Source organism: Rhizobium sp. CSW-27 (assembly GCF_018760785.1).
Classification (GTDB): domain Bacteria; phylum Pseudomonadota; class Alphaproteobacteria; order Rhizobiales; family Rhizobiaceae; genus Neorhizobium.
Genome location: NZ_JAHHZO010000008.1, coordinates 242,852 through 268,564 on the forward strand (window position 1 = coordinate 242,852; position 25,713 = coordinate 268,564).

At 64.9% G+C, this 25,713-nt stretch carries 19 protein-coding genes, 2 tRNA genes and 1 pseudogene; 10 read left to right on the forward strand and 12 right to left on the reverse strand.

The window, feature by feature from the left end:
• Positions 1–28 precede the first annotated feature (28 nt).
• Positions 29–304 (forward strand): hypothetical protein, encoded by a 276-nt coding sequence (locus KLP42_RS17010; protein ID WP_215568141.1) that lies wholly within the window; start codon positions 29–31, stop codon positions 302–304.
• A 3-nt stretch (positions 305–307) separates the two neighbouring features.
• On the forward strand, positions 308–721 hold the full coding sequence (locus tag KLP42_RS17015; protein WP_215568142.1) for a type II toxin-antitoxin system VapC family toxin: 414 nt from the start codon (positions 308–310) through the stop codon (positions 719–721).
• A 1-nt stretch (position 722) separates the two neighbouring features.
• Here KLP42_RS17015 and ccoP read toward each other — a convergent pair whose 3' ends face one another.
• Genes ccoP through ccoN form a run of 4 tightly spaced genes read right to left on the reverse strand, consistent with a single transcriptional unit; the run spans position 723 to position 4,123 of the window.
• The gene (gene ccoP, locus KLP42_RS17020; protein WP_215568143.1) at positions 723–1,586 is read right to left on the reverse strand and encodes a cytochrome-c oxidase, cbb3-type subunit III; all 864 of its coding nucleotides are present in this window, start codon (positions 1,584–1,586) and stop codon (positions 723–725) included.
• 2 nt (positions 1,587–1,588) lie between these two features.
• Complete coding sequence (locus tag KLP42_RS17025) at positions 1,589–1,741, reverse strand: cbb3-type cytochrome c oxidase subunit 3 (RefSeq protein ID WP_215568144.1); 153 nt, start codon at positions 1,739–1,741, stop codon at positions 1,589–1,591.
• A gap of 12 nt (positions 1,742–1,753) precedes the next feature.
• Entirely contained in the window at positions 1,754–2,485 is a 732-nt protein-coding gene (gene ccoO / locus KLP42_RS17030) for a cytochrome-c oxidase, cbb3-type subunit II (protein WP_215568145.1), read from the reverse strand.
• Positions 2,486–2,497: 12 nt separating this feature from the next.
• Positions 2,498–4,123 carry a cytochrome-c oxidase, cbb3-type subunit I gene (gene ccoN, locus KLP42_RS17035; protein ID WP_215568146.1) on the reverse strand — a complete coding sequence of 542 codons (1,626 nt, stop codon included), beginning with the start codon at positions 4,121–4,123 and terminating at the stop codon, positions 2,498–2,500.
• 265 nt (positions 4,124–4,388) lie between these two features.
• Here ccoN and KLP42_RS17040 point away from each other — a divergent pair, with 265 nt between their 5' ends.
• Positions 4,389–5,924: a putative bifunctional diguanylate cyclase/phosphodiesterase gene (locus KLP42_RS17040; RefSeq protein ID WP_215568147.1), complete on the forward strand. Its 1,536-nt coding sequence runs from the start codon at positions 4,389–4,391 to the stop codon at positions 5,922–5,924.
• Positions 5,925–6,015: 91 nt separating this feature from the next.
• On the opposite strand, the gene KLP42_RS17045 is transcribed toward KLP42_RS17040, so the two are convergent.
• Positions 6,016–6,092 (reverse strand) — tRNA-Pro (locus KLP42_RS17045).
• A 276-nt stretch (positions 6,093–6,368) separates the two neighbouring features.
• Here KLP42_RS17045 and KLP42_RS17050 point away from each other — a divergent pair.
• From KLP42_RS17050 to KLP42_RS17060, 3 genes are all read left to right on the forward strand, one after another.
• The gene (locus KLP42_RS17050) at positions 6,369–7,571 is read left to right on the forward strand and encodes an AGE family epimerase/isomerase (protein ID WP_286675481.1); all 1,203 of its coding nucleotides are present in this window, start codon (positions 6,369–6,371) and stop codon (positions 7,569–7,571) included.
• Between the two features lie 52 nt (positions 7,572–7,623).
• Positions 7,624–9,042 (forward strand): phosphomannomutase, encoded by a 1,419-nt coding sequence (locus tag KLP42_RS17055; RefSeq protein WP_215568148.1) that lies wholly within the window; start codon positions 7,624–7,626, stop codon positions 9,040–9,042.
• Positions 9,043–9,290: 248 nt separating this feature from the next.
• A complete protein-coding gene (locus KLP42_RS17060; protein WP_215568149.1) occupies positions 9,291–12,212 on the forward strand; it encodes a PAS domain S-box protein in 2,922 nt (973 codons plus the stop codon).
• 65 nt (positions 12,213–12,277) lie between these two features.
• Here KLP42_RS17060 and KLP42_RS17065 read toward each other — a convergent pair whose 3' ends face one another.
• Positions 12,278–13,645, reverse strand: coding sequence for a sigma-54-dependent transcriptional regulator (locus KLP42_RS17065; RefSeq protein WP_215568150.1), 1,368 nt, complete (start codon positions 13,643–13,645; stop codon positions 12,278–12,280).
• Positions 13,642–15,498 carry a sensor histidine kinase gene (locus KLP42_RS17070; protein ID WP_215568151.1) on the reverse strand — a complete coding sequence of 619 codons (1,857 nt, stop codon included), beginning with the start codon at positions 15,496–15,498 and terminating at the stop codon, positions 13,642–13,644. The genes KLP42_RS17065 and KLP42_RS17070 overlap by 4 nt, the downstream gene beginning before the upstream one ends.
• A 219-nt stretch (positions 15,499–15,717) precedes the next feature.
• Here KLP42_RS17070 and KLP42_RS17075 point away from each other — a divergent pair, with 219 nt between their 5' ends.
• Positions 15,718–17,049 carry a dicarboxylate/amino acid:cation symporter gene (locus KLP42_RS17075; RefSeq protein WP_215568152.1) on the forward strand — a complete coding sequence of 444 codons (1,332 nt, stop codon included), beginning with the start codon at positions 15,718–15,720 and terminating at the stop codon, positions 17,047–17,049.
• 105 nt (positions 17,050–17,154) lie between these two features.
• Here KLP42_RS17075 and KLP42_RS17080 read toward each other — a convergent pair whose 3' ends face one another.
• Together KLP42_RS17080 and putA are read right to left on the reverse strand one after the other, a co-directional pair.
• Positions 17,155–17,697: a DUF922 domain-containing Zn-dependent protease gene (locus tag KLP42_RS17080; RefSeq protein WP_353844887.1), complete on the reverse strand. Its 543-nt coding sequence runs from the start codon at positions 17,695–17,697 to the stop codon at positions 17,155–17,157.
• Positions 17,698–17,882: 185 nt separating this feature from the next.
• Entirely contained in the window at positions 17,883–21,584 is a 3,702-nt protein-coding gene (putA, locus tag KLP42_RS17085) for a trifunctional transcriptional regulator/proline dehydrogenase/L-glutamate gamma-semialdehyde dehydrogenase (protein ID WP_215568153.1), read from the reverse strand.
• A 132-nt stretch (positions 21,585–21,716) separates the two neighbouring features.
• Between putA and KLP42_RS17090 the strand changes: the two genes are divergently transcribed.
• Positions 21,717–22,178 (forward strand): Lrp/AsnC family transcriptional regulator, encoded by a 462-nt coding sequence (locus KLP42_RS17090; protein WP_215568154.1) that lies wholly within the window; start codon positions 21,717–21,719, stop codon positions 22,176–22,178.
• Positions 22,179–22,503: 325 nt separating this feature from the next.
• Here KLP42_RS17090 and KLP42_RS17095 read toward each other — a convergent pair whose 3' ends face one another.
• Entirely contained in the window at positions 22,504–22,677 is a 174-nt protein-coding gene (locus tag KLP42_RS17095; RefSeq protein ID WP_215568155.1) for a DUF1328 domain-containing protein, read from the reverse strand.
• Positions 22,678–22,995: 318 nt separating this feature from the next.
• Between KLP42_RS17095 and KLP42_RS17100 the strand changes: the two genes are divergently transcribed.
• Entirely contained in the window at positions 22,996–23,916 is a 921-nt protein-coding gene (locus KLP42_RS17100; protein ID WP_252193055.1) for a DMT family transporter, read from the forward strand.
• A gap of 3 nt (positions 23,917–23,919) precedes the next feature.
• Here KLP42_RS17100 and KLP42_RS17105 read toward each other — a convergent pair whose 3' ends face one another.
• Entirely contained in the window at positions 23,920–25,074 is a 1,155-nt protein-coding gene (locus KLP42_RS17105; RefSeq protein ID WP_252193066.1) for a fumarylacetoacetate hydrolase family protein, read from the reverse strand.
• 172 nt (positions 25,075–25,246) lie between these two features.
• On the opposite strand from KLP42_RS17105, the pseudogene KLP42_RS27280 reads away from it, so the two are divergent.
• A pseudogene (locus KLP42_RS27280) lies at positions 25,247–25,342 on the forward strand (DNA-binding response regulator); the annotation flags it as partial.
• A gap of 244 nt (positions 25,343–25,586) precedes the next feature.
• Here the strand turns inward: KLP42_RS27280 and KLP42_RS17115 are convergent.
• Positions 25,587–25,663, reverse strand: a tRNA-Met gene (locus KLP42_RS17115).
• Between the last annotated feature and the right edge of the window lie 50 nt (positions 25,664–25,713).

A 25,713-nucleotide genomic window follows, 5' to 3' on the forward strand; every position in this document is an offset into this window, starting at 1 on the left:
GTATACTCGGCAAAACAGGAGTTGGCCGATGGGCAAGCACAGACTGGAAATCGAACTGACGGATGACCTTCTGTCTCGCATCGACAGCGTCTCGGCCCGCACCAGCCATTCCCGGATGGATGTGGTGGTCGAAACACTGCGGGAGCACCTGCCGCAGGATCATGGCGTGGCAGATGTCGCTCCGGAGACCCTGCAGGCCTTGCGCGTTCTCGATGAGGCTTATCAGGAGGGATTGCGCCTCAAGATTAACCGATCGGATCGCGATATTCTGGAGAGCATCCGGACCTTTCGTGGCGACGAGTGATCGATGCCGCGCAGGGTCTACCTGGATGCAAACATCCTGATCTACCTCTTGGAAGGCAACAACGCGCGCCAGGATGAGGTGCGCACGATGCTGGCGGCGCACCTAGCGGATCGGGATGAGCTTCATTCCAGTGAATTTGTCGTGGGAGAGTGTCTTCGCGGCGCATGGCGCCAGGGGCCTGCTCTGGTGACGGCCTATCGCCGGATGTTTTCCAACCGCGCGTTCATCACGCTTGCCCCTGTCACGCTTCCTCTGATCGAACGCGCCGCCGAGCTTGGCGCTTCCCTCAACATGAAGCTTGTCGATTCTCTTCATGTCGCCACCGCCGAGGCCTGCGGCTGCCAACTCTTCATCACAAACGACCGGGGCATTCGCGCCCCGGCCGGTCTTGCCTTGCAGTCTCTGTCGGAAGCGTGACTTATTCGCCGCCGCCGAGAGAATGGATGTAGACGGCCAGTTCCTTGACGGTGGTATCGCCAAGACGCGCCTGCCAGCCGGGCATCACGCCATGCTTCGGCTGCCGGATCTGCTGGGCGATCTCCACCTCTCCATTGACCTTCAGCCAGATGGCATCGGCGAGATTGGGCGCGCCGAACTCCCGGTTGCCCTTGGCGTCCTCGCCATGGCAGGAGGCACAGTTGTCGGCAAACAGCTGCTTGCCCGGCTCGACCATGGCCGCATCGCGCGGCGTGCCGGTGAGGCTGACCACATAGGCGGCCACCTGCCGGATTTCCTCGGGCTTCAGGATGTCTGCAAAGGCCGGCATTTCGGAGATCCGGGTGTCGGCATCATCGGCATAGCGAATGCCATGCGCAATCGTCTGGTGAATGGCCTCGGCGCTGCCGCCCCACAGCCAGTCGTCGTCGTTGAGGTTGGGATAGCCGGCACCGCCGGCGGCGCCCGAACCATGGCACTGCACACAATTGACCTTGAACGCCGCAGCACCGGCCGCCGTGGCGAACTGGGTCATCTGCGGGTCGGCCAGGATCTCGTCCAGCGAAGCGGCGGCGATCTTCTCGCTGATCCCGCTTTGCGCGGCCTTGGCGCTGGCGATTTCCTGCGCCAGTTCGCCACGGCTGGAATAGCCGAGAACGCCCTTGGTCGCATCCGTCAGCAGCGGCCAGGCCGGATAGACGACGGTATAGGCGATGGCCCAGACGATGGTTGCGTAGAAGGTCCAGAGCCACCAGCGCGGCAGCGGATTGTTCAGTTCGCGGATGCCGTCCCACTCATGGCCGGTGGTTTCGACGCCGCTGATGTCATCAATATGTTTGTCCGCCATGATCAATCCTCCTTCAGAGGGATTTTTGCGGCCTCGCTGGCCGAGGCCTTCGCGCCGGGACGCAGGGTGGAGATCACCACGCCGACGAAGAAGAGAGCCATCACCAGGAGGCCCCAGCTATCGGCGAAGTGGCGCATTGCGGTATAGACTTCCATGGCCGCTCCTCCTCAGCGATAGCCGGTGGCATCGTCATAGGTCGAGAAATCGACCAGCGTGCCGAGCATCTGCAGATAGGCCACCAACGCGTCCATCTCGGTGAGCCTGGTCGGATCGCCGTCGAAATCGCCGACCTTGGCCTTCGGATAGCGCGCGAGCAGGCCGGACGTGTCGGCATTCGGATCCGCCTGGGCGACGAGATCGGCGCGGGCGCTGTCCAGCATGTCCGGCGAATAGGGCACGCCCACCAGCTGGTTTGCCTTGAGATCCATGGTGACGTCCGTCACCTTCAGCGGCGTTTCCTTCAGGAAGGCATAGCTCGGCATGATCGATTCCGGCACCACGTCGCGCGGACGCACGAGATGCTGCACGTGCCACTCGTTCGAGTAGCGGTCGCCGACACGGGCCAGATCCGGTCCGGTGCGCTTCGAGCCCCACTGGAAGGGGTGGTCATACATGCTTTCCGCCGCCAGGCTGTAATGGCCGTAGCGCTCCACTTCGTCGCGGAACGGACGGATCATCTGGCTGTGGCAGACATAGCAGCCTTCGCGGATGTAGATGTTGCGGCCGGCCAGTTCCAGCGGCGAATAAGGACGCATCCCCTCCACCTTCTCGATGGTGTTTTCGAGATAGAAGAGCGGGGCGATCTCGACGATGCCGCCGATCGAAACCACGAGCAGCGAGCCGACCAGAAGCAGCGTCGCGTTGCGCTCGATGAACTGGTGTTTCTCAATAAGGGACATGGGTTCCGCTCCTTATTCGGCAGGCTGGAGACCGGCAGGAACGGCGCCCGGAAGCGTTTCCTGTCTCTCGTGGCCGAGGATGGTCATGGTGATGTTGAAGGCCATGATGAGCGCACCCGCCAGGTACATGGCACCGCCCACGGCGCGCAGCACGTAATAGGGGAACATGGCGGCGACGGCTTCGGCGAAGGAATAGACCAGGAAGCCCTGATCGTCATATTCGCGCCACATCAGGCCCTGCTGGACACCGGCGACCCACATGACGGCGGCGTAGACGACGATGCCGAGGGTTGCCAGCCAGAAGTGCCAGTTGACCATGGCGAGGCTGTAGAGGCGGTTGCGGTTCCACAGCTTCGGAACGAGGAAGTAGACCGCGCCGAACGAGATCATGCCGACCCAGCCGAGCGCGCCCGAATGCACGTGGCCGATCGTCCAGTCCGTATAGTGGCTGAGCGAGTTGACCGCCTTGACCGACATCATCGGGCCCTCGAAGGTCGACATGCCGTAGAAGGCAATCGCAATCACCATCATGCGGATGATCGGGTCGGTGCGGATCTTGTCCCAGGCGCCCGACAGCGTCATCAGGCCGTTGATCATGCCGCCCCAGGAGGGCATCCAGAGCATGATGGAGAACACCATGCCGAGCGTCTGCGCCCAGTCCGGCAGGGCCGTATAGTGCAGGTGGTGCGGGCCGGCCCAGATATACATGAAGATCAGCGCCCAGAAGTGGATGATCGACAGGCGGTAGGAATAGACCGGGCGGCCGGCTTGCTTGGGCACGAAATAATACATCATGCCGAGGAAACCGGCGGTCAGGAAGAAGCCGACGGCGTTATGGCCATACCACCACTGCGTCAATGCGTCCTGCACGCCGGAAAAGGCCGAATAGCTCTTCACGCCGAGGAAGGAGACCGGAATCGCCAGGTTGTTGACCACATGCAGCATGGCGATCGTGACGATGAAGGCCAGGTAGAACCAGTTGGCCACATAGATATGCGGCTCCTTGCGCATCAGGATCGTGCCGAGGAAGGCGATCAGGTAGGCGACCCAGACGACGGTGAGCCACAGGTCGACATACCATTCGGGTTCGGCGTATTCGCGTCCCTGGGTAATGCCGAGCAGATAGCCGGTGGCGGCCATGACGATGAACAGCTGATAGCCCCAGAACACGAACCAGCCGAGCCCTTCTCCCCCGAACAGGCGCACGCGACAGGTGCGCTGCACCACATAGAACGAGGTGCAGATCAGCGCGTTGCCACCGAAGGCAAAGATGACGGCAGAGGTGTGCAGGGGACGCATGCGCCCGAAATTAAACCACGGCCCGAAATTCAGGTCCGGAAAGGCCAGTTGCAGGGCCACGACCACGCCGACGAGAAAGCCCACCACGCCCCAGAAGGTGGTGGCGATGGTGCCATACTTGACGACCTCGTCGAAATAGCCGGAACGATCCGCCCGGATGGCGGCCTGACCGGCAGGCGCAAACCTGACACGGCGCAGCATGACGATGATGCTGGCGGCGAGCGTGAAGAAGAGCACCCACATATGGGCGGCAAACAGATCATCATGGGCGAAACCGGCACCGAGAAGCGCCAGGAACGCCCCCGCGGTCAGCGCCACGATTGGTACGGTATTGTTCATCTTGAACATCCCCCAAAGGCGAACAACGAAAGGGGGGCGATCGCTCGACCGATCAGACACCCCGCCTGATGGGCACAACTCTCATTTTCGTGAACGGGGGGCCTTGATCTGAATCAACAGCCCGCTCCGCACGGCTCCGGGGCGAATGGACAGCGCGCGGCGATTGGATTAGGACGTATTTAAGCAATTGATCAAATGATCATCCGGCGGTTGTGCGCAGCGGGACACAGCCGGGGCATTGGGGCGAGGTAGCGCGGTTTCTTCGATGGCGATTTTCAATCACAGGGCGGTCTGGCAGGCATGCGTGCTGGCGCTGATCGGCATCGTTCTCATCTCCGTCGGCATCGAATTTGATGCGGCCGAAGCGATCGGCGACTGGATCCGGAGGCACGAGGCGCATGAGGTCGACGAGGTCATGTTCGCGCTCGACATCGTCGGCATTCTCAGCATCATCTATGGGGCGCTGCGGATCTTCGATCTCAAGCAGGAGCGCAAGCGGCGCGAACAGGCCGAGCGCCGGGCCGACTGGATGGCCGTGCATGACAGTCTGACAGGCCTGCACAACCGCCACAGCCTGGAAGAAAAGCTGAACCAGATGGGCAAACGGCATGGCGGCCGCTTCGCCATGCTGATCATCGACCTCGACGGCTTCAAGCGGATCAACGATCTGGTCGGCCATCAGGCGGGCGATGCGGTGCTGCAGGCGGTGGCGGACCGGCTGCGCGAGCACGTGGCGGCCGATTCGGTCTTCCGCCTCGGCGGCGACGAATTCGTCGTCTTCGTCGACCGCATTGCCGCGGCGCCGCAGCTGGCGCGCACCCTGCTTCAGGCCCTCAACCGTCCGGTGATCTTCCGCGATACCTCGCTCGATGTGGGGGCAAGCATCGGCATGGCAAGCTGCCCGGACAATGCGGCGGATGCACGCGAATGCCTGAGATGCGCCGATGCGGCGATGTATGTCGCCAAATCCACCGGCCGGGGCTCGCTCCGCGCCTTCGACAACAGCATGCGCGAGCAGATGCTGCTGCGCGACCGGGATGAGCGGGACCTGCGCGCGGCGATCCGTGCAGGGCGGATCAAGCCCTATTACCAGCCGATCATCGATCTCTCCGACAACCGGATCTGCGGTTTCGAGGCCCTGGCCCGCTGGGAGCGGGAGGATGGGGTGCTGGTTTCGCCCGGCGACTTCATTCCGCTGGCCGAGGAGACGGGCCTGATCCTCGACCTGACGGAAAGCCTGCTCGCCACCGCCTGCCGCGATGCCATGACATGGCCCTCCGACATCCTTCTGTCCTTCAACATCTCGCCGATCCAGTTGCAAGACCAGCTTCTGGGCATGCGCATTCTGAGAATCCTCTCGACGGCCGGCCTGCCGCCGAGCCGTCTGGAGATCGAGATCACCGAGACGGCGCTGATCCAGGACGTGCGCACCGCCGCCGCAATTCTCAGCGATCTGCGCACCGCCGGCATTTCGATCGCGCTCGATGATTTCGGCACCGGCTATTCAAGCCTTGCCCATCTCTCCAATCTCAGCTTCGACAAGATCAAGATCGATCGCAGCTTCGTGTCCTCCTTCCAGGATCAGGAGCGTCAGGAGAAGATCGTCAAGGCGATCGTCGGCCTCGGCATCGGGCTCGACGTGCCCACGACGGCGGAAGGCATCGAAACCGCCAACCAGCTTGCAAGCCTCACCGGCATGGGCTGCACCTACGGCCAGGGCTACCTGTTCGGCCGTGCCATGCCGGCGGCAGAGGCCGCACGCATGCTCTCCACCCCGCGCGGGCAGGAGGCCTCGGCCTAGCCCGAGGCAATAGCATCGATCCGGACAACCGCAACGGATGGCCGCATATCGGTGTTTTTCGAGGAAAAACGCTTTTCGGGAGAAGCTGAACTGGTCGGAGTGGAGTGATTCGAACACTCGACCCCCACGTCCCGAACGTGGTGCGCTACCAGACTGCGCTACACTCCGTGACCAGTGGCGCCTCTATAGACGAGGAGATTTTATTGCACAAGCACCCTTTTTCATTTTTTTGTCGCATGGCTTTCACGGCGCCGCAAACCGGCGCGACGACCGCGGCACGGGCGGAACGGATTTTTCTGCATTGCAAAAACTGAATACTTTTCATCTGCATGATAAGGAAATAAGCTTTGATCTCAAATGACGGTGGCATCATGCCATGCCAATTTCTGCCCCTATCGCAGCAACGGTCCTGCGCCGGTTGGGGCACGAACCATAACATTTCGAATGACGAGAACGATGATGCCCGAAAAGCTTGCCCAGGCCGCGAAAGAACTCTCCCGCTGGCTGCATGACGACGCCCTTCACCTGTGGCGTAGAGCAGGTTTTCATGGCAGCGCGGGCGGCTTTTGCGAAACCATCGGTCTTGACGGGGTGCCGACGGCGGTTCCCCGTCGTTCGCGCGTGCAGCCGCGGCAGGTCTATTGCTTCGCTGAAGCCGGTGCGCGCGGCTGGCAGGGCGACTGGCAGGCACCGGTCGGTGAGGGCCTTGCCTTTTTCGACCGCGTCTACCGGCTGGAGACCGGCTTTTATGGCGCGCTGGCCGATGCGCAGGGCAGCCTGCTCGACGCCAGCTTCGACCTCTACAATCAGGCTTTTGCCATTCTTTCCTTCGTCTACACGGCAAAGGTCTTTCCGGAGCGCCGGGCAGAGATGGCGCAGCGCGCTTCTGCCATGCTCTCGGCGCTGAAGGCCGGCTATGCGCATCCCGTGGCCGGCTTCGAGGAAGCCAACCCCTCGCGCCTGCCGCTCTGCTCCAACCCGCACATGCATCTCTTCGAGGCAAGCCTTGCCTGCGAGGCCGAGGACGGCTTCGACACCGCCGCCTGGACGGCGCTCTCCGACGAGATCGCGCAATTGTGCATGCGCTGCTTCATCGGCGGCGAGAATGGCGGCCTCCGCGAGTTCTTCAACCATGACTGGAGCCCCTTCGATGGCGCCAGGGGCCGCATCATGGAGCCGGGCCACCAGTTCGAATGGGCCTGGCTGCTGGCCCGCTGGAGCGAACGCCGCGGCAATGCGGAGGCGCTCGCCAAGGCCCGCCGCCTGTTCCGGATCGGCGAGGAGCACGGGATCTGCGCAACGCGCGGCGTGGCCGTGATGACCCTGCTCGACGATTTCTCGGTGGCCGATCCGCTGGCCCGACTCTGGCCGCAGACGGAATGGATCAAGAGCGCGGCGCGTCTGGCCGTGCTGTCGGATGGTGCCGAGCGGGCGCATTATCTCGAATCGGCCCTTGCCGCCTGTGCCGCCCTGTCGCTGTTTCTCGACACGCCGGTGGCCGGCCTGTGGCGGGACAAGATGACGGCGGACGGCAGCTTCGTGGACGAGGCGGCGCCGGCCAGTTCCTTCTATCACATCCTCTGCGCGATCTACGAGCTTGAGGACTGCCTTGCGGCGCTGGACGGCGCCTCCAGCGTGGCCGCCTGACCGGCCGGCCGCACTTCGACATCAACCCGCCTCACGATCCAAGGATGCATCCATGAAATTCGGCACCAGCGGCCTGCGCGGCCTTGTCACGGAACTCGAAGGCCACATGTCGGCGCTGTATGCGACCGCCTTCGCGCGCTACCTGCTGTCGAGCGGCAAGGCGAAGCCGGGCGACCGGATCTACGTGGCCGGAGACTTCCGCCCCTCCAGCCCCGATATCGCCGCCACCTGCATCGGGGCGCTGTCGCGCGCCGGTCTCATCCCCGTCGATTGCGGCGCCATCCCGACGCCGGCGCTCGCCCTTTACGCCATGGCGAGAGGGGCCGCCTCGCTGATGATCACCGGCTCGCACATTCCGGCCGACCGCAACGGTATCAAGTTCTACCGTCCCGACGGAGAGATCGACAAGCAGGACGAACTGGCGATCACTGCGCTGGCAGAAGAAATAGCCGACAGCCTTCTCGACCTGACGCCCGGTTCGGCACCGCGCGAGGAGAACGAGGCAGCCGCATTCTTTGCCGCACGCAATGCGGCCATCCTGCCGGAAAATGCGCTGGCCGGCCTGAAGATCGGCGTCTATCAGCACAGCACCGTGGCGCGCGATGCGCTGGTGGACGTGCTGTCCGGCTATGGCGCGGATGTCCTGCCGCTCGGCCGGTCGCAGACCTTCATTCCGGTCGATACCGAAGCGGTCTCCGAGCACTCGATCAGCCTTTTCCGCACCTGGACGCAGGAGCACGGTCTCGACGCGGCGGTCTCGGCGGATGGCGATGGCGACCGTCCGCTGGTGACGGACGAGACCGGCACGCCCCTGCGCGGCGACCTGCTTGGCCTCATCGTGGCGAATTTCCTCGGCGCACGGGTCGCCGTGACGCCGGTGACCTCCAATTCCGGGATCGAAGCCTCCGGAGATTTCCGCGTCGTGCGCACCAGGGTCGGTTCGCCCTTCGTGATCGAGGGGATGCTGGCGGCGCTGGCGGCCGGCGAAACGGCCGTGATGGGCTTCGAGGCGAATGGCGGCCTGCTGACCGCCTCGGATTTCACGCTGAACGGCAGAACGCTCACGGCCCTGCCGACCCGTGACAGTTTCCTGCCGGTGCTTGCCGCCCTGCATCTGGCCCGGCGGGAGGGCAAGGCGCTCTCGGCCATGGCGGCAGGTTTCCGCCTGCCGGTGGCCGCCGCCGACCGCCTGGAGAACTTTCCCGTTGCCACCAGTTCGGCGCTGATGGCGCATCTGCGCGCCGCGCCCGACAATCTGGCGTCCTTCCTGGCGCCGCTCGGCCCGGTCCGGTCCTCGACCGATGTCGACGGCCTGCGCACGACGCTTCAGGATGGCCGTATCATTCACCTGCGCCCGTCCGGCAATGCGCCGGAAATGCGCTGCTATGTGGAAGCAGCGACGGAAGAGGAAGCAGCCGCCCTCCTGCAGCAGGGTCTCGGCCTCATTCGCGACTGGGCCGAGCGTCACTGAACCGCAGGGCGACATGCCGGATCCGGACCGGATTCGGGCCGCGCGCCCGTTTCCGGCGGCATCGCGACAGGACGCGCATTTGCCGCAGCGGCGCGCAACCCCATTGACCTGCACGGTTTCCGCGAAAGATACTGCAGCTGAGACATCTTCCGATGCATCCCTGACGGGGTGGGGACGTGCCGGAGGAAACGAATGAGGGGCGGAACGGGACATGGGTCCACGGTCCCGGGGGCGGAACCAGGTGATTCATGGCAGCTGATGGCATGGCGGGCAGCGGACTTTCCTTTCCGACCGGTGGTGGTCAGCTGGGCGAGTTGATCCGCGCCTTCGACTGGGCCTCGACCAGTCTCGGGCCGATCGAACAATGGCCGCAGAGCCTGAAATCCGTCACCGGCATGCTGCTTCTCTCCCCGGTGCCGATCGTCCTGCTATGGGGCGAAGACGGGGTGATGATCTATAACGACGCCTATTCGGTGTTTGCCGGCAACCGGCATCCGCAGCTCCTCGGCTCCAAGGTGCGCGAGGGCTGGGCGGAGGTCGCCGATTTCAACGACAATGTCATGCGGGTCGGGCTGTCGGGCGGCACGCTCGCCTATCGCGATCAGGAACTGACGCTGATCCGCAACGGCCGGCCGGAACCGGTGTGGATGAATCTCGACTATTCCCCGGTGCTCGACGAGAACGGCAAGCCCGCCGGCGTCATCGCCATTGTCGTGGAGACCACGCAGAACGTGATTGCCGAGCGGCGGCTGCGCGAAAGCGAAAACCGCTTCCGGGCGTTGACGCTTGCCACCTCCGATGCGGTCTACCGGCTGAGCGCCGACTGGGTGGAGATGCGCCAGCTGGACGGGCGCGGTTTCCTCGCCAACCTCTATCGCCCCAGCGCCCGCTGGACCGAGGAATATCTGCTGCCGGAAGATCGGCCGGAGATCGGCGCGGCGATTGCCCGCGCCATTCGCACGCGCCGCCCGTTCCAGATGGAGCACCGCATCCGCAAGGCCGACGGCTCGGTCGGCTGGGTGCTGTCGCGCGCCGTGCCGGTGGCCGATGGCAATGGCGAGATCGTCGAATGGTTCGGCGCCGCCAGCGACGTGACGGAACGCCGGCGCGCCGATGCCCGGCGCGAGGCGCTGATCCGCCTGACACGCGAGATCCAGTCGCTGTGGGATGCCGAGGAAATCGCGCTGGCGGCCGCGCGCATCATCGGCGAAACGCTGGAGGCCAGCCGGGCGGGCTACGGAACGGTCGATGAAGCGCTGGCATCCTTCACCATCGTCAAGGCCTGGAATGCCGCGGGCATTACCGATGTGCGGGAAAAGCTGAACCTGCGCCTTTTGCCGGGATTAGTGCAGGATGTGCTGAACGACCGGATCGCCGTCGTCAACGACGTGCTGGAGGACCCGCGCGTTCAGCCGGCCATCGAGCATCTGCTGAGCCGCAGTGCGCGGGCGCTGGTCAATGTCGGCATCGTCGAGAAGGGCCGCATCGTCGCCGTCTTCTTCGTCAATTCGGCCACCGTGCGCCATTGGTCAGGCGAAGACACCGATTTCATCCGCGAAGTGGCCTCGCGCGCCCACACCGCCATCGAGCGCGTGCGGGCGGAACATGCGTTGCAGACGCTGGCAAGCTCGCTGGAAGCCGAGGTGGAGCAGCGCACGCGCGAACGCGACCGCATCTGGCGCAATACGCAGGATCTCAGCGTCGTTCTGGACCGGCAGGGCACCTTCCATTCGGTCAATCCCGCCGTGAAGACCTTGCTCGGCTGGTCGCAGGACGAGGTAATCGGCCGTCACATCTTCGATTTCATCATTCCCGAGGACCACGAAGCCACCCGCAAGACCTTCGCAGTCAATCTGACGGGACATTTCCCGCCCTTCGAGAACCGCTATCGGCACAAGGACGGCAGCCATCGCTGGATTTCGTGGGTCGCGGGGGCGGAAGGCGATCTGATCTATGGCAGCGGCCGCGACGTGACGGCGGAAAAGGAGGCGGCCACGGCCCTGGCGGCCTCGGAGGAGGCGCTTCGCCAGGCGCAGAAGATGGAAGCCGTCGGCCAGCTGACCGGCGGGCTGGCGCATGATTTCAACAATATTCTCGCCGGCATCAGCGGCAGCCTGGAACTGATCCTCCTGCGGCTGACACAGGGGCGCATCTCGGATGCGGAGAAATATGTGGGCGCCGCGCAGGGGGCGACCAAGCGTGCCGCCGCCCTCACGCACCGGCTGCTTGCCTTTTCCCGCCGCCAGACGCTCGACCCGCGCCCGACCGACCCCAATGCGCTGGTCAGCAGCATGGAGGAGCTGATCCGCCGCTCCGTCGGGCCGGAAATCTCCGTGGAAACGAGGCTGCAGGCGGATCTGTGGCACACGCTGGTCGATCCGGGACAGCTGGAAAACGCGCTGCTGAATCTCAGCATCAATGCGCGCGATGCGATGGTGGGCGGAGGCAGGCTGGTGATCCGCACCGCCAATCAGCAGCTTTCCGGACAGGCGGCCGCCGAGCGGAACCTGAAACCCGGTGACTATGTGGTCCTGTCGGTCAGCGACAACGGCACCGGCATGACCCCGGATGTAGCGAGCCGTGCCTTCGATCCCTTCTTCACCACCAAGCCGATCGGCCAGGGCACCGGGCTCGGCCTGTCGATGATCTACGGCTTTGCCCGCCAGTCGGGTGGCCATGCGCTGATCGTCACCCAGCCCGGTCAGGGCACCGAGGTCTTCATCTACCTGCCCCGCCACGGAACCAGCGCCCCTGCCGCGGATGCGCCGGCAGCCCCGGAAAAGGTTTCCTTCGCCAAGGGCGCCGGGGAAACCGTGCTGGTGGTGGATGACGAACCGCTGGTGCGCGTCCTCATCACGGAAGTGCTCGAGGAACTCGGCTACCGGGCGCTGGAGGCCGGCGAGGCCGCCGAGGCGCTGCCGCATCTGGAATCGGAGAAGCGCATCGACCTGATGGTGACGGATGTCGGCCTGCCGAACGGAATCAACGGCCGGCAGCTGGCCGATGCCGCCCGCACGCTGCGCCCCGGCCTGAAGATCCTGTTCATCACCGGCTATGCCGAAAACGCGATGCTCAACCAGAACAATCTGGAGCCCGGCATGCATGTGATGACCAAGCCCTTTGCGATGGATGCACTGGCCAACCGGATCCGCCAGCTGATCGGCGACTAACAGCCTGCACCGACGCTCGCCAGTCGGGCACGTCCCGGTCGTATACGGGTTCCTTGCCCTGTCCCTTATGCCTCGTCGCGCTCGGCAAAGGCGCCGCGCACGATGCCGTGGCGCTGCAGCTTGTCGTAAAAGGTCTTGCGGGGAATGCCGAGCGCCTCGATGCTGCGGCGCACATCGCCGCCATGTTCCCTCAGCGTCTGGCGGATGATTTCCGCCTCCAGCCTTGCCAGCCGATCCGGCAGGGTTCCGGCCTGCGGCATGGACGGAGCGGAGGGCAAGGGCGCTTCATCCTCATGAGCCGGCTCAAGACCCAGCACGAAGCGTTCGGCGAAATGGCCGAGTTCGCGCACATTGCCCGGCCAGTCATGCGTGGCCAGATGCCGGTTGACTGCGGCCGTCAGTTCGGGGACGGCGCGGCCGAAGCGACTGGCGGCGCGCTGGGCGAAATAGCGGAACAGGAGCGGCACATCCTCGCGCCGCTCGCGCAGCGGCGGAATGAACAGCGAGACGACATTCAGGCGATAGTAAAGGTCCTCGCGAAAATCCCGCCGCTCGGCCGGATCGCCGAGATCGACCTTGGCGGCAGCGACGACGCGAATGTCCACCGGACGCACCTCGTTGGTGCCGAGCGGCGTCACCTCACGCATTTCCAGCACGCGCAGCATCTGAACCTGCGTGCCGGACGGCATGCTTTCGATCTCATCGAGAAACAGCGTGCCGCCGCTCGAATGCTCGATGCGGCCGATGCGCCGCTTCTGTGCACCGGTGAAGGCGCCCTGCTCATGGCCGAACAGTTCGCTTTCCATGATCTGTTCCGGCAGCGCGCCGCAGTTCAACGCCACGAAATGGCCCCTGGCGCGGCGGCTCCAGCGATGCAGCAGGCTTGCCACCACCTCCTTGCCGGTACCGGTCTCGCCGGTCAGCAGCACGTCGACATCGGTATCGGCGATCTGGCGCAGCGTATGGCGCAGCCGCTGCATCACCGGCGCCTGGCCGATCAGTGGCAGGCCTTCCTCCTCGCTCGACTGCGCCTCGCGCAGCCGGCGATTATCGAGAACGAGGTTGCGTTTCTCGCCGGCGCGCGCCACGCACTGCACCAGCCTGTCGGCGGCGAAGGGCTTTGCGATGAAATCATAGGCCCCGTCCTGAATGGCGCCGACCGCCATCGGGATATCGCCATGGCCGGTGACGAGAATGACCGGCAGATCCGCATCGATGGCGCGGATTCGTGCCAGAAGCTCCAGCCCATCCAGCCGCGGCATGCGGATATCGGACACCACGACGCCCGGAAAATTCCGGTCGATGGTCTGCAGGGCCTCCAGCGGCGCGGCAAAGGGGCGAACGGCAAAGCCCGCCAGATCCAGCGTCTGCGCGGTCGCCTTCAGAAGGTCCCGGTCGTCGTCGATGAGGATGACGGGCACGGATGAGGTCATGGCCGGGCTCTCTTCAGTTCCACGGTAAAACGGGTGGCGCCGGGCACGCTGTCAACGCTGATCTGGCCGGCATAATCGCTGACAATGTCCCTGGCGATGACGAGGCCGAGGCCGAGGCCCGCCTCCTTGGAGCTGTTGAAGGGGGAGAACAGCTGATCGAGGATCTCCGGCGGAATGCCCGGACCATTGTCCTCCACGGTGATGCGCACCGTCTCCTCATCGGCGTTGGCAGCGACGCGCACCTGCCCGTCCGGCTGTTCGTCGATTGCCTCCAGTGCGTTCTGCAGCAGGTTGATCATCACCTGTTCCAGCCTTAGCCGGCTTCCCATCACCGCGATCTCCGGCGATGGCAGGGTGATTGCCAGCGCCTCCATCCGGCCGGCGAAACGGCTCTTCAGAAGCATCACGGCACCGCTGATCACCTCCTGCAGGGCAACCGGCGCCGCAGCGGCCCTGCCGCGCCGCGCCAGGGCCTTCAGATTGTCGGTGATCGCGCCGATCCGCTCGGTCAGCCCGGCAATCTCGCGCAGATTGTCCTCGGCGGCCCCGGTCTGGCTGCGGGCGAGAAAGATGCGGGCATTGTCGGCATAGGCGCGGATGGTGGCGACCGGCTGGTTGATCTCGTGCGCCACGCCGGCCGCCACCTGGCCGAGGATTGCCAGCCGGTTGGCCTGCACCAGTTGCTGCTGCACGCCCTGCAGGCGGGCTTCCGTCGTCTTGTGATCGGCGATTTCCGCCTGCAGCCGGTCGCGGGCCTGGGTGAGATCGAGCGTGCGCTCTGCCACCCGCCGCTCCAGTTCAAGCCGTGCTGACTGCTCTGCCGCGATGCGGGCCAGGGTGGTCTCACGGCGCCAGATCCACAGCGCGACCAGACCCAGAAGCGGAATGAAGGCAAGAAGCGCGGCAAATTCCGCCTGACGCAGGCCCGCCGCGAGCGCCGGCTCGACGGGCAGCAGATAATGCAGCTGCCAGTCGGTCGAGGGGACCGGAAGATCCATCTCGATGTAGCGGCCCTGCCCCTGTCCAGGCAGAATGGCATCCAGCAGGCGGGCGTCAGCTGCCAGTGTGCGTGCCATCGTGGTCGGCAGCGGCAGAAGCGGCGCCTCGCCAAACTGCAGGCTGGCGCGGATGCGATCGCGCAGCGGCAGCTGGAGCGGGCCGAGCGTCATGAACCGCCAGGAGGGGATGCTGGTGATCAGCACCACCTCGTTGCGATCGGTCACGAAGGTCGGCCTGCCGGCGCCCAGCCAGTCGCTTTCCAGCTGGTCGAATTCCGCCTTGACCACCACCACGCCGAGCGGATTGCCGGCCGGCCCGACGCGGTGGGAAATGTAAAGACCAGGCCGACGGCTGACATTGCCGAGCGCGAAATGTTCCGCCCGGCCTTCGGCCACCGCACGGGAGAAATAGGCGCGAAACCCGTAATCGCTGCCGACGAAACTGGTCGGATCGCGCCAGTTGCTGGAAGCGATGGCCACACCGGTGCGATCCAGCACGTAGAGAACGGAGGCATTGGTGCCGACCACCAGATCCTCCAGCTTGCGATTGAGCGCATCCAGGCGACCGGGCTCGGGATCACGCAGCGCTTCCGTCACGTCGCGGTCGCGCGCCAGGATCAGCGGAAGCGACCGGGGCCGCTCCATCACGGCACGCAGCAGCGCCACCTTCAGGCCGGCATCCACGCGCCCCTGCTGCGTCAGGTCTGCCAGAACGCTGCGGGTCGCATAGGCGCGCGCCACCACCAGCGACAGGCCGAGCAGCAGGCAGGCTCCCACGGCGAAGGCCAGCCAGGGGCTGCGCAGCCATCGGGCGGATCCCGAGCCCCGCCTCATCGTTTCCAGTGCGCTGTTCATGCCAAACCATGTGCGGATTTTCGCCCTGAATGCAACAAGGATCTGTGCGATAATTCGCACATTTTCATCGCACGAGGATGGGCGCACACAAAAAAAGTGTGACTTTTCAATCCTCCGAACCGCGTCCGGCGACTGGCACGCACCTTGCTAGATGCAGCCCATCGTCAAAAACCGCCCCGGGAGAGCCGTATGGTTGGGGCGCGATGGAGGATCCGTAGCATGGACATTCATATGGATGCCGCGACGCCGCGCGGCAAGATTCCCCTTTATCGGCAGCTTTACGTGCAGGTTCTTGTGGCGATTGCCGCCGGCATCCTGCTCGGTCACTTCTATCCGGACGTCGGCGCCTCGCTGAAGCCGCTCGGTGACGCCTTCATTCGCCTCGTCAAGATGATCATCGCCCCGGTGATCTTCCTGACGGTGGCCACCGGCATTGCCGGGATGTCGGACCTGAAGAAGGTCGGCCGCGTCGCCGGCAAGGCGATGATCTACTTCCTGACCTTCTCGACGCTGGCGCTGGCCGTCGGCATGCTGGTCGCCAATGTGGTGCAGCCGGGCTCCGGCATGCATATCGATCCGGCCTCGCTCGATGCCAAGGCCGTTTCGACCTATGCCACCAAGGCGCATGAGAGTTCGATCACCGGCTTCCTGATGAACATCATCCCGACGACCATCGTCGGCGCCTTCGCGGAAGGCGACATCCTGCAGGTGCTGTTCTTCTCGGTACTGTTCGGCATTTCGCTCGCCATGGTCGGCGATCGCGGCAAGCCGGTCACCGATTTCCTGAACGCCGTCACCGCCCCGATCTTCAAGCTGGTCGCCATCCTGATGAAGGCCGCTCCGATCGGCGCCTTCGGTGCCATGGCCTTTACCATCGGCAAATACGGCATCGGCTCGATCGCCAACCTCGCGATGCTGATCGGCACCTTCTACATCACCTCGCTGCTCTTCGTCTTCGTGGTGCTGGGAGCTGTCGCCCGCTACAACGGCTTCTCGATCATGGCGCTGATCCGCTACATCAAGGAGGAACTGCTGCTGGTTCTCGGCACCTCCTCCTCGGAAGCGGCCCTGCCCGGCCTGATGCAGAAAATGGAACGGGCCGGCTGCAAGCGCTCGGTCGTCGGCCTCGTCATTCCGACCGGCTATTCCTTCAATCTGGATGGCACCAACATCTACATGACGCTGGCCGCCCTGTTCATCGCCCAGGCAACCGACATCCAGCTGTCGCTCGGCGACCAGATCCTGCTGCTGCTGGTGGCCATGCTGAGTTCCAAGGGTGCCGCCGGCATCACCGGCGCGGGCTTCATCACGCTGGCTGCCACGCTTTCGGTCGTTCCCTCGGTTCCGGTTGCCGGCATGGCGCTGATCCTCGGCATCGACCGCTTCATGTCGGAGTGCCGCGCGCTGACCAATTTCGTCGGCAATGCAGTTGCCACTGTCGTCGTTGCCCGCTGGGAGAACGAACTGGACCAGGCAAAGCTTGCCGAAGCACTGGCCGGCCGCCTGCCGGCGGAACCCGCCGTCGCAGGCTCGCTGCAGCCGGCAGAATAGGTTTCCTCCCAGGGAAAGAGGCCGCGAGGTCTCATTCGAAAGGCCCGTCATCAGCCGATGGCGGGCCTTTCGCTTGCTTGCGGGACGTGCTGGTTTCCCGGATCGTCAGGGACCGTTGACCAGCGCCAGGATCAGCTGGTGCACATTGCCGCCGGGGCTGAGCTCCACCCGGTCGAATTCGACATTCTTCGCCCGCTCTGCCTTCGAAAGCGCGCCGAGCCTTGCCGTCAGCTGCTGGCGGATCTTCTGGCAGGCCGGATCGTTCTCCACCCGCAGACCAAGGCTGGCATCCTGGATCTGCTGGACAAGCTCCTTGATGAAACCGCCATGCACCCGCTCATGCGCCTCGACGCCGGCAATGAAACGCGACCAGCTGGCGGCGACCGCCGGCGAAAGCCGGTTGTCCGGCCGTGGCAGCGTATAGGTGATGATGACCTTGGGCCGCGCGACGGTAATGACGCAGGCACTGCCCTGAACCTCGTAGGTGCGCGTCCAGGTCAGCTTGAAGCCGGTATGGGCAATGGCAAGCCCACCGCCCGCCTTCGGCGCCCGCGCCCCGATCGATTCGTAAAGCTGGGCGCCGGTCTGGCCACTGATGGCATAGGTCTTCACCTGTTCCACCGGCTGCCAGTCTGCTGAAAACGACACTGCCGGATGCGCCAGGAACAGGACCGGTGCCAGAAACCCCGACCCGCGACGACATAGCCCTGCGACCAAACTAAAGCCTCCCCGATCCCGCCGACCCCGGTGGTCGGCGGCGCGCATCATAGGAAAGCAGGGCCGGCTGGCAAGGGCGCAGCCCGGCATCCCGATCGGGTCCTGACCCTCAGGGTTCAACCGATCGCCATCAGGCTGGCATTGCCACCGGCAGCCGCAGTGTTGATCGAGGTGGACACTTCCTCAAGCAGCCAGTGCAGGCAATAGGCATCCGGCCGGCCCATCGCCCCGGTGTCGGCAGCCTGGGCAAGCACCAGCGGCCCCGGCAGGGCGGCGATTCGCGCCATCGCCTGCCGCACCTGCCGGGCCTCTCCCTCGATCAAGGCTCCGGCAAAGGGCGCATCCGCGGCCCAGTCGGCGGTCAGGCTGATGCGCGCGGCGACGGCTGCGGGAAGCGAGGAAAGGTCCGCAAGGCCGCTGCCCGCCGCATCGATGACCGCGGCATTGCCGGTGGCGAGCACGCAGGCCAGCTGCGTCATCAGCCCCGCCTCGCTCTGCGGCACCAGCAGAATGCGACCGCGCGCGTGCAGGGCATAAAGGTTCTTCTCGCCGACCGGACCCGGCAGGACCCGTTCGAGGCCAAGCGCCGAGTGGCCGCCGATGGTGCGGGCAAGCTCGGCCTGCGACGTCTGCTGGCGATCCTCAAGCCAGCGGGCCAGGGCGGAAAGGGCCGGATCAAGATGCACCGAACTCGTCTGCGGCGGCTCCGGTGCCACCTCCACCAGCCGACCGAGATAAAGCGGCCCGCCCGCCTTCGGTCCGGTGCCCGACAGCCCGCGTCCGCCAAAGGGCTGGACCCCGACCACGGCGCCGATGACATTGCGGTTCACGTAGCGGTTGCCGGCTCTTACCCGGCTCATGACATGCACAATCGTTTCGTCGAGACGCGTGTGCAGGCCGAAGGTGAGGCCATAGCCGGTGGCGTTGATCTCCTCGATCAGCCGGTCGAGACCTGCACGACGATAGCGAATGACGTGCAGCACGGGGCCGAAGACCTCGCGCTGCAGCGCCTGCAGCGAGTCGATCTCGATGATGGTCGGGGCGACGAAGGTGCCGGCATCCGTCTCCCCGGAAAGCGCGGTGCGATGCACCGGATAGCCGAGCTGGCGCATCCGCGCGACATGCGCCTCAATGATATTCCTGGCTTCCGCGGTGATGACCGGGCCGATATCCGTGCTCAACCGGTCGGTGCGGCCGATCGACAGTTCCTGCAGCGCACCCTTCAGCATGGTCAGCACCCGGTCCGCCACCTCTTCCTGCAGGCAGAGAATGCGCAAGGCCGAGCAGCGCTGGCCCGCGCTGTCGAAGGCAGAGGCGATCACATCGCCGACCACCTGTTCGGCGAGCGCCGAGGAATCGACGATCATGGCGTTCTGGCCGCCCGTTTCGGCAATCAGCGGTACGGGCTTGCCCGATGGCAGCAGCCGTTCGGCAAGTCTGGCCTGAATGAGTCGGGCAACCTCGGTCGAACCGGTGAACATCACGGCGGAGGTCTGCGGTGCCGAAACCAGCGCCGCGCCGATCCGTCCGTCGCCGGGCAGCAGCTGGAGCGCAGCAACCGGCACGCCCGCCGCATGCAGGATGCGCACCGCCTCGGCGGCAATCAGCGGCGTCTCTTCGGCGGGCTTGGCCAGCACCGGATTGCCGGCGACAAGGGCAGCAGCCACCTGGCCGGTGAAGATCGCCAGCGGAAAATTCCACGGGCTGATGCAGGTGACGGGGCCGAGCGGCCGGTGCACCGGACCCAGCGTGCGGCGCGCCTGTTCGGCATAATAGCGCAGGAAATCGACCGCCTCGCGCACCTCGGCCACCGCATTGGCTGCGGATTTTCCCGCCTCGCGCATGATAAGCCCGAGAAGATGCGACATCCGGCCTTCCAGAAGATCCGCCGCCCGTTCGAGGCAGGCAGCACGCTCGGCAGGCGCCACGCCTCCCCAGGCCATGCCCTGCAAGGCGGCAGCCTGAACGGCCTGATGTGCCATCTCCTCGGTGGCCGGCGTCACGATGCCGACGCGATCGCCATGGTCAGCCGGATTGAGCACCGGCTGGCTGTCGCCAGCCGGACCGCCGGCGACCACCAGCGGAACCGCCTGCCAGTCAGTCGCAGCACTCGCCACCAGCGCCCTTGAGAGATCCGCAAGCACGGATTCGCTGGCAAGATCGAGGCCGGCCGAATTGCGACGTGCTGCACCAAACAGGTTCCTCGGAAGTTCGATGCGATCATGCGGCGCGCCGGGAAAGGCCATGGCCTCCACCACATCGACGGGATCGGCCACGAGATCCTCGACCGGAACGGTGGCATCGCCGATGCGGTTGACGAAGGAGGAATTCGCCCCGTTTTCCAGCAGGCGACGCACCAGATAGGCAAGCAGCGTCTCGTGCGTCCCGACCGGCGCATAGATTCGGCAGGGACGATTCAGTTTCGCACGCCCCACCACCTCTTCATAGAGCGGCTCTCCCATGCCGTGCAGGCACTGGAATTCGTAGGAGCCGAGTGTGAAATCCGGACCGGCCAGATAGTGAATGGTGGCCAGCGTCTGCGCATTGTGGGTGGCAAATTGCGGGAAGATCACATCGCGGGCGGCCAGCAGCTTGCGGGCACAGGCGATGTAGGACACATCCGTATGGACCTTGCGGGTGAAGACCGGAAAATCCTCGAGCCCTTCAAGCTGGGCCCGCTTGATTTCCGCATCCCAATAGGCCCCCTTCACAAGGCGCACCATCAGCCGATGGCCGGAGCGGCGGGCCAGATCGATGATGAAGTCGAGCACGAAGGGGCAGCGCTTGCCATAGGCCTGCACCACGAAGCCGATGCCGTTCCAGCCCGACAGCTGCGGATCAAGCGCGAGATGTTCGAGCAGATCGAGCGACAGTTCCAGCCGGTCGGCCTCTTCCGCATCGATGTTCAGGCCGATGTCATAGGATTTGGCGAGCAGCGCCAGCGCCGTGACGCGCGGCAGGAGTTCCGTCATCACCCGCGCTGCCTGCGCGCGGCTGTAACGCGGGTGAAGCGCCGAAAGCTTGATGGAAATGCCCGGCCCCGCATAGACGCCGCGACCGGCGGCGGCGCGGCCGATCGCATGGATCGCGGTTTCGTAATCACGGTGATAGCGTTCGGCATCCGCCATGGTGGTGGCTGCCTCACCCAGCATATCGTAGGAATAGCCAAAGCCCTTGTCCTCCATCGGCCGGGCCCGGCTCAGCGCCTCCTCGATGGTTTCGCCGGTCACGAACTGCTCGCCCATCATGCGCATCGCCATATCGACGCCACGGCGGATCACCGGCTCGCCGCAGCGGGCAATCAGCCGTGTCAGCGCCGTGGCGAGGCTGCGGTCATTGACGGTGGCCGTGAGGTGCCCGGTGACGACCAGCCCCCAGGTCGCCGCATTGACGAACAGCGAGCGACCGCCGCCAAGATGCGACTTCCAGTCGCCGGCGGCAATCTTGTCGCGGATCAGCGCATCGCGGGTCGCGGTATCGGGAATGCGCAGCAGCGCCTCGGCCAGGCACATCAGCGCGACACCTTCCTGGCTGGAGAGCGCATATTCATGCACCAGACCCTCGACACCACCGCCGCGCGGCTTCTGGCGAAGCGCCGTGACCAGCCGGCGCGCCGTTTCCCGCACCGCCGCCTTGTCGCCGTCCGCCAGTCGCGCCGCCGACAGCAGCGGTTGAAGGCATTGCGGCTCCGGCCGGCGGCAGGCGGCGGTGATGGCAGCACGCAACTGCGTGGCCGCGCCGACCGGCGGGGCAAAGCGCTCGAAGGGTGCCGATGCGGCGGGCGGAGCAACGGGGGACGGGGCGCTTGGCAGGGTCATCGCAGGGATCTCGTTCACGACGCGGGGAATGAGCGGATCATACGACAGAAGTCCGATTTCCCGTGTTCCAAATGCATGGCCAATATTGGGAAAATTCTCTATTATGAGACAGCAAGTACGGAGAAATGAACCATGGAATTCGATAGATTGGGGGATCTGGACGCCTTCGACCTGAAGATCCTCGATGCGGTGGCCGACAATGGCCGCATCTCGGTGACCGAGCTTGCCAGCCGGATCGGTCTGTCGAAGACACCCTGCAATGCGCGGCTGCGGCGGCTGATCGATGACGGCTACATCCTGGGCTTCCGGGCAGTCATCAACCCGCGCAAGCTCGGGCTGGATCACGTCGCCTTTGCCGAGGTGAAGCTGTCGGATACGCGCGAGCAGGCGCTGAGCGAGTTCAATGCCGCCGTGCGCAAGATCAAGGAGGTGGAGGAGTGCCACATGATCGCCGGGCGCTTCGACTATCTGCTGAAGGTGCGCACCCAGAACATCCGACGCTATCGGGAAGTGCTGGGAGAGAGGATTTCCAGCCTCCCGCACGTTGCCAGCACCTCAACCTCGGTCGCCATGCAATCGGTAAAGGAGCGATAGCCGCAGCGGCTCGACCTTGACATTCGTCAGCTGCAAGCAGAATCCGCGTCGCTTTGGACAAGATTATTGTCCTTTTTCCGACAGATCGTACCGTTTCCCGCCAAACTGCCCTCGCCGATTGCGCGCAAGTCTGGCTGAATACACAGGCTCGCTCCGGGAGGAGTCGAGTTTTCCCCCAGATTGCCCTGCCTCCGGCGGGGCTTTTTTGTTTCGGTAGCCGGATTGCGGAGAGACGGCCTCTGCCGGCCCGCGCCCGTTCGCGTCATCCGGCCGCGAGACGGGGAACCCGCAGCTCTCCCGGCGTGAAGCCCGGCCAGTTCCCCTGTCAGAGCACCACGCTGCCCGCCATGAAGGCCAGGACGAGGAAGATGAGAAAGACGACGATAGCGATGAAGAAGAGAACCCGCGCCACGGTCGCCGTCGCGGCAGAGACCCCGGAAAAGCCGAGGAAGCCGGAGATAAGCGAGATGACGAAAAAGATAAGAGCCCATTTCAGCATGATCTGTTCCTGATCGTTTCGGGATGATGCGTTCAACGTGGGCAGAAGGGGCAAGGTTCCATGCCGGCGGCCACAGGCGGTCGAAACCTGCTGGAGCTGCGACACACGCCTTGCCTCACCCACACTGCGGGACGGAAGCGGAAGCGCGGGGCGCGCGTGCATCGGCTCTAGCCGCGGGTCGATTTTCCATGCTAGTCAGGCCGCGGGCGCGCCGCATGCCTGCCGGCGATGGAACCGGCTGCCGCGCCCGCCCGTCCCTTCACCTGTCCCGTCCGCCCCGGCAGAGGAGCAAGGGGCCGACCAGATCCGGAGACCGCCATGACCTTGCGCATTGGCCCGCCTGCGGGCATCCGTGGACTGCTGCTCAGCGGCCCTGGCCTCATGCTGCTCGGCATGCTGATGTTTGCCCTGAACGATGCCATGGGCAAATGGCTGGTCGCCAGCTACGGCCTTGGCCAGGTGATCCTGCTGCGCAGCGTGGCGGCAGTGGTCATTCTTGTCCCGTTTCTCTGGAAGGACGGCTGGACCACGCTTCGCACGGTGGAGCGACCGCGGCTGCAGGCCGCACGCGTGTTCTTCTCGACGCTCGAAATCTTCTGCTTCTATTATGCCGTGATGTCCATGCCACTCGCGGACGTGATGACCTACTGGCTGGCAGCACCGATCTATGTCGCGGCACTGTCGCCGCTGCTGCTCGGCGAGAAGGTCGGCTGGCGGCGGTGGAGCGCCATTGCCGTCGGCTTCGTCGGTGTCGTCATCACACTCGAGCCCTCCAGCGCCATGTTCACCGCACCCGCCCTGATCTCGATCCTGGGCACCGGCGCCTTTGCCTTCATGCTGCTCTCCGGCCGAAGCCTGCGTAACACGCCGGACAAGGTGCTGGTCTTCTTCCAGATTTCCGGCGCAGGCCTGGTCGGCCTGGCGATGGCACCCTTCGACTGGGCTCCGCTTGGCAGTCCTGGCGCACTGGTGATGCTCTGCCTGCTCGGCATCGTCGCGATGGGCGCGCATATCCTCGTCAACCGCGCGCTGAAGACCTCGGACGCCGCGACCGTCGCGCCGTTGCAATATACGCTGCTGATCTGGGCTGTGGTGTTCGGCTTCCTGCTGTTCGACGAGGTGCCGCGCCTGACCATGGTGATCGGCGCGACACTGATTGTCGGCTCCGGCCTGTTCATCTTCTTCCGCGAGCAGCAGCTGAAGCGACGCGATCGCGTGCTGCCAGCCGTGCCGGAATAGGCCTCATCCGGCGAGAAGGCCGCGCCGCGCGAGATTCCGGATCAGGGCACCGGTGCCGAACTGCCATTCAGGGCAGGCATCGCTGCGGTCCACCCAGTTGATGAGGCGCCCGAGCGTCGGTGTGGCGATCTCCACCCGATCGCCCAGTTCATGGGTAAAGCCCTGGCCCGGGCCGCGCCGATCCTTGACCGGGGCGAACATGGTGCCGAGAAACAGCATGGCACCATCGGGATACTGGTGGTTCCTGTTGAGAAGCTGGCGGGCAAGGTCGGACGGCGAGCGGCTGATCGCCGCCATCGCGCTTTCGCCGGTCATCACGAAGCCATCGCGCCCCTCGACACGCAAGGAAACCGTCGCTGCCTCGAGGTCTGCCAGCCTGAATGTGGCATCGAACAGACGAATGAAAGGGCCGATGGCGGAGGAGGCATTGTTGTCCTTGGCCTTGCCGAGCAGCAGGGCCGAGCGCCCCTCGACATCACGCAGATTGACGTCATTGCCAAGTGCCGCGCCCACGATGGCGCCGTCGGAACGGATGGCCAGCACCACTTCCGGCTCCGGATTGTTCCACTCCGACATCGGATGGATGCCGACCCGCGCGCCGCAGCCGACCGATGACATCGGCTGTGCCTTGGTAAAGATCTCCGCATCGGGACCGATCCCCACTTCGAGATATTGCGACCAGAGGCCCATATCCTGCAGCAGCGCCTTCACCCTGGCAGCCTGCTCGGACCCGGCAACGACGCCGCGCAGGCTGTCGCCGATCACAGGAGCAAGCTTCGCGCGCACCGCCTCGGCCCGCGAGGCATCGCCGCGTGCCTGCTCCTCGATGACCCGCTCGAGCATGCTGTCGGCAAAGGTCACGCCCGCAGCCTTCACGGCCTGCAGGTCGCACGGCGCCAGAAGTTCGCCGGCCGAACCGTCGAGATAGGCTTCGAGCGGCCCGAGGTCGGCAAAGTCGGTCGACTGCAGCCGCCGGGCGAGATCCGGCAATTCCAGAAGCATCGAAACGGTCGGGGCGAGCACGCTCAGGTCCAGCAGTTGCCCCTTGCGCACAAGAACCACGCAAGGCCCATCCGCCTGCCGCGACCACACACGCCCGACCAGCAGGGCCTCCTCATCCGCCGGCAGAATATCCGACGCCCGCACGCGCATTTCCATGTACAACAAGACCTCCCCTGGGCACAATCTCACGCCCTCCACGGCGCAAGCCCTTCGGATCTAGGACAGATCGGCTCTGATTTCCATCGCGAAGTGCGCAGGAAGCGGCGGGATGCCCCACCCCGCGCCCACCTTCGGCCTTGAAGCGCATGTCGTGCCTTTCTTCCCGGGCGGCCAGCTTCGGCAAAAGATCGAGCGCGACGCGACGCGTCCGCAGATTGTTCGAACGGAGCCGGGTGTCGGCTATCGGCTGTGGGTGGATGGATGAGGTGCCGGGCAGGTTTCGCGGGCGTCCGGTGCGTCAGGATGAGCCTGCGTTTCTCTCCGGTCGAGATCAGGCTTAATGTTTTGGGAGGCAGGTGTCTGGTGGTGAGGGGATTGCCTTGCCCGACAGACCTGCCGTTGCGCACCGGAGGGCCGGCATGTGTTGCGCTGTGTTCGTGCATTATGAACACAAATACCCCGCGGCATTTCTGCGTGGCGGGTGCTTGCCGAGCGACTTATGTTTGAATTGGTTGCGGGGGCAGGATTTGAACCTGCGGCCTTCAGGTTATGAGCCTGACGAGCTACCGGGCTGCTCCACCCCGCGTTATTTTCGACCGGGTTAGTGCCCGGGAGCGATGTCAGGCGTAGCCTGAT

Coding starts and splice junctions, on each gene's coding strand:
- KLP42_RS17010 (WP_215568141.1), top strand. CDS start 29: ATGGGCAAGCACAGACTGGAAATCGAACTGACGGATGACCTTCTGTCT.
- KLP42_RS17015 (WP_215568142.1), top strand. CDS start 308: ATGCCGCGCAGGGTCTACCTGGATGCAAACATCCTGATCTACCTCTTG.
- ccoP (WP_215568143.1), bottom strand. CDS start 1,586: ATGGCGGACAAACATATTGATGACATCAGCGGCGTCGAAACCACCGGC.
- KLP42_RS17025 (WP_215568144.1), bottom strand. CDS start 1,741: ATGGAAGTCTATACCGCAATGCGCCACTTCGCCGATAGCTGGGGCCTC.
- ccoO (WP_215568145.1), bottom strand. CDS start 2,485: ATGTCCCTTATTGAGAAACACCAGTTCATCGAGCGCAACGCGACGCTG.
- ccoN (WP_215568146.1), bottom strand. CDS start 4,123: ATGAACAATACCGTACCAATCGTGGCGCTGACCGCGGGGGCGTTCCTG.
- KLP42_RS17040 (WP_215568147.1), top strand. CDS start 4,389: ATGGCGATTTTCAATCACAGGGCGGTCTGGCAGGCATGCGTGCTGGCG.
- KLP42_RS17050 (WP_286675481.1), top strand. CDS start 6,369: ATGACGAGAACGATGATGCCCGAAAAGCTTGCCCAGGCCGCGAAAGAA.
- KLP42_RS17055 (WP_215568148.1), top strand. CDS start 7,624: ATGAAATTCGGCACCAGCGGCCTGCGCGGCCTTGTCACGGAACTCGAA.
- KLP42_RS17060 (WP_215568149.1), top strand. CDS start 9,291: ATGGCAGCTGATGGCATGGCGGGCAGCGGACTTTCCTTTCCGACCGGT.
- KLP42_RS17065 (WP_215568150.1), bottom strand. CDS start 13,645: ATGACCTCATCCGTGCCCGTCATCCTCATCGACGACGACCGGGACCTT.
- KLP42_RS17070 (WP_215568151.1), bottom strand. CDS start 15,498: ATGAACAGCGCACTGGAAACGATGAGGCGGGGCTCGGGATCCGCCCGA.
- KLP42_RS17075 (WP_215568152.1), top strand. CDS start 15,718: ATGGACATTCATATGGATGCCGCGACGCCGCGCGGCAAGATTCCCCTT.
- putA (WP_215568153.1), bottom strand. CDS start 21,584: ATGACCCTGCCAAGCGCCCCGTCCCCCGTTGCTCCGCCCGCCGCATCG.
- KLP42_RS17090 (WP_215568154.1), top strand. CDS start 21,717: ATGGAATTCGATAGATTGGGGGATCTGGACGCCTTCGACCTGAAGATC.
- KLP42_RS17095 (WP_215568155.1), bottom strand. CDS start 22,677: ATGCTGAAATGGGCTCTTATCTTTTTCGTCATCTCGCTTATCTCCGGC.
- KLP42_RS17100 (WP_252193055.1), top strand. CDS start 22,996: ATGACCTTGCGCATTGGCCCGCCTGCGGGCATCCGTGGACTGCTGCTC.
- KLP42_RS17105 (WP_252193066.1), bottom strand. CDS start 25,074: ATGGAAATGCGCGTGCGGGCGTCGGATATTCTGCCGGCGGATGAGGAG.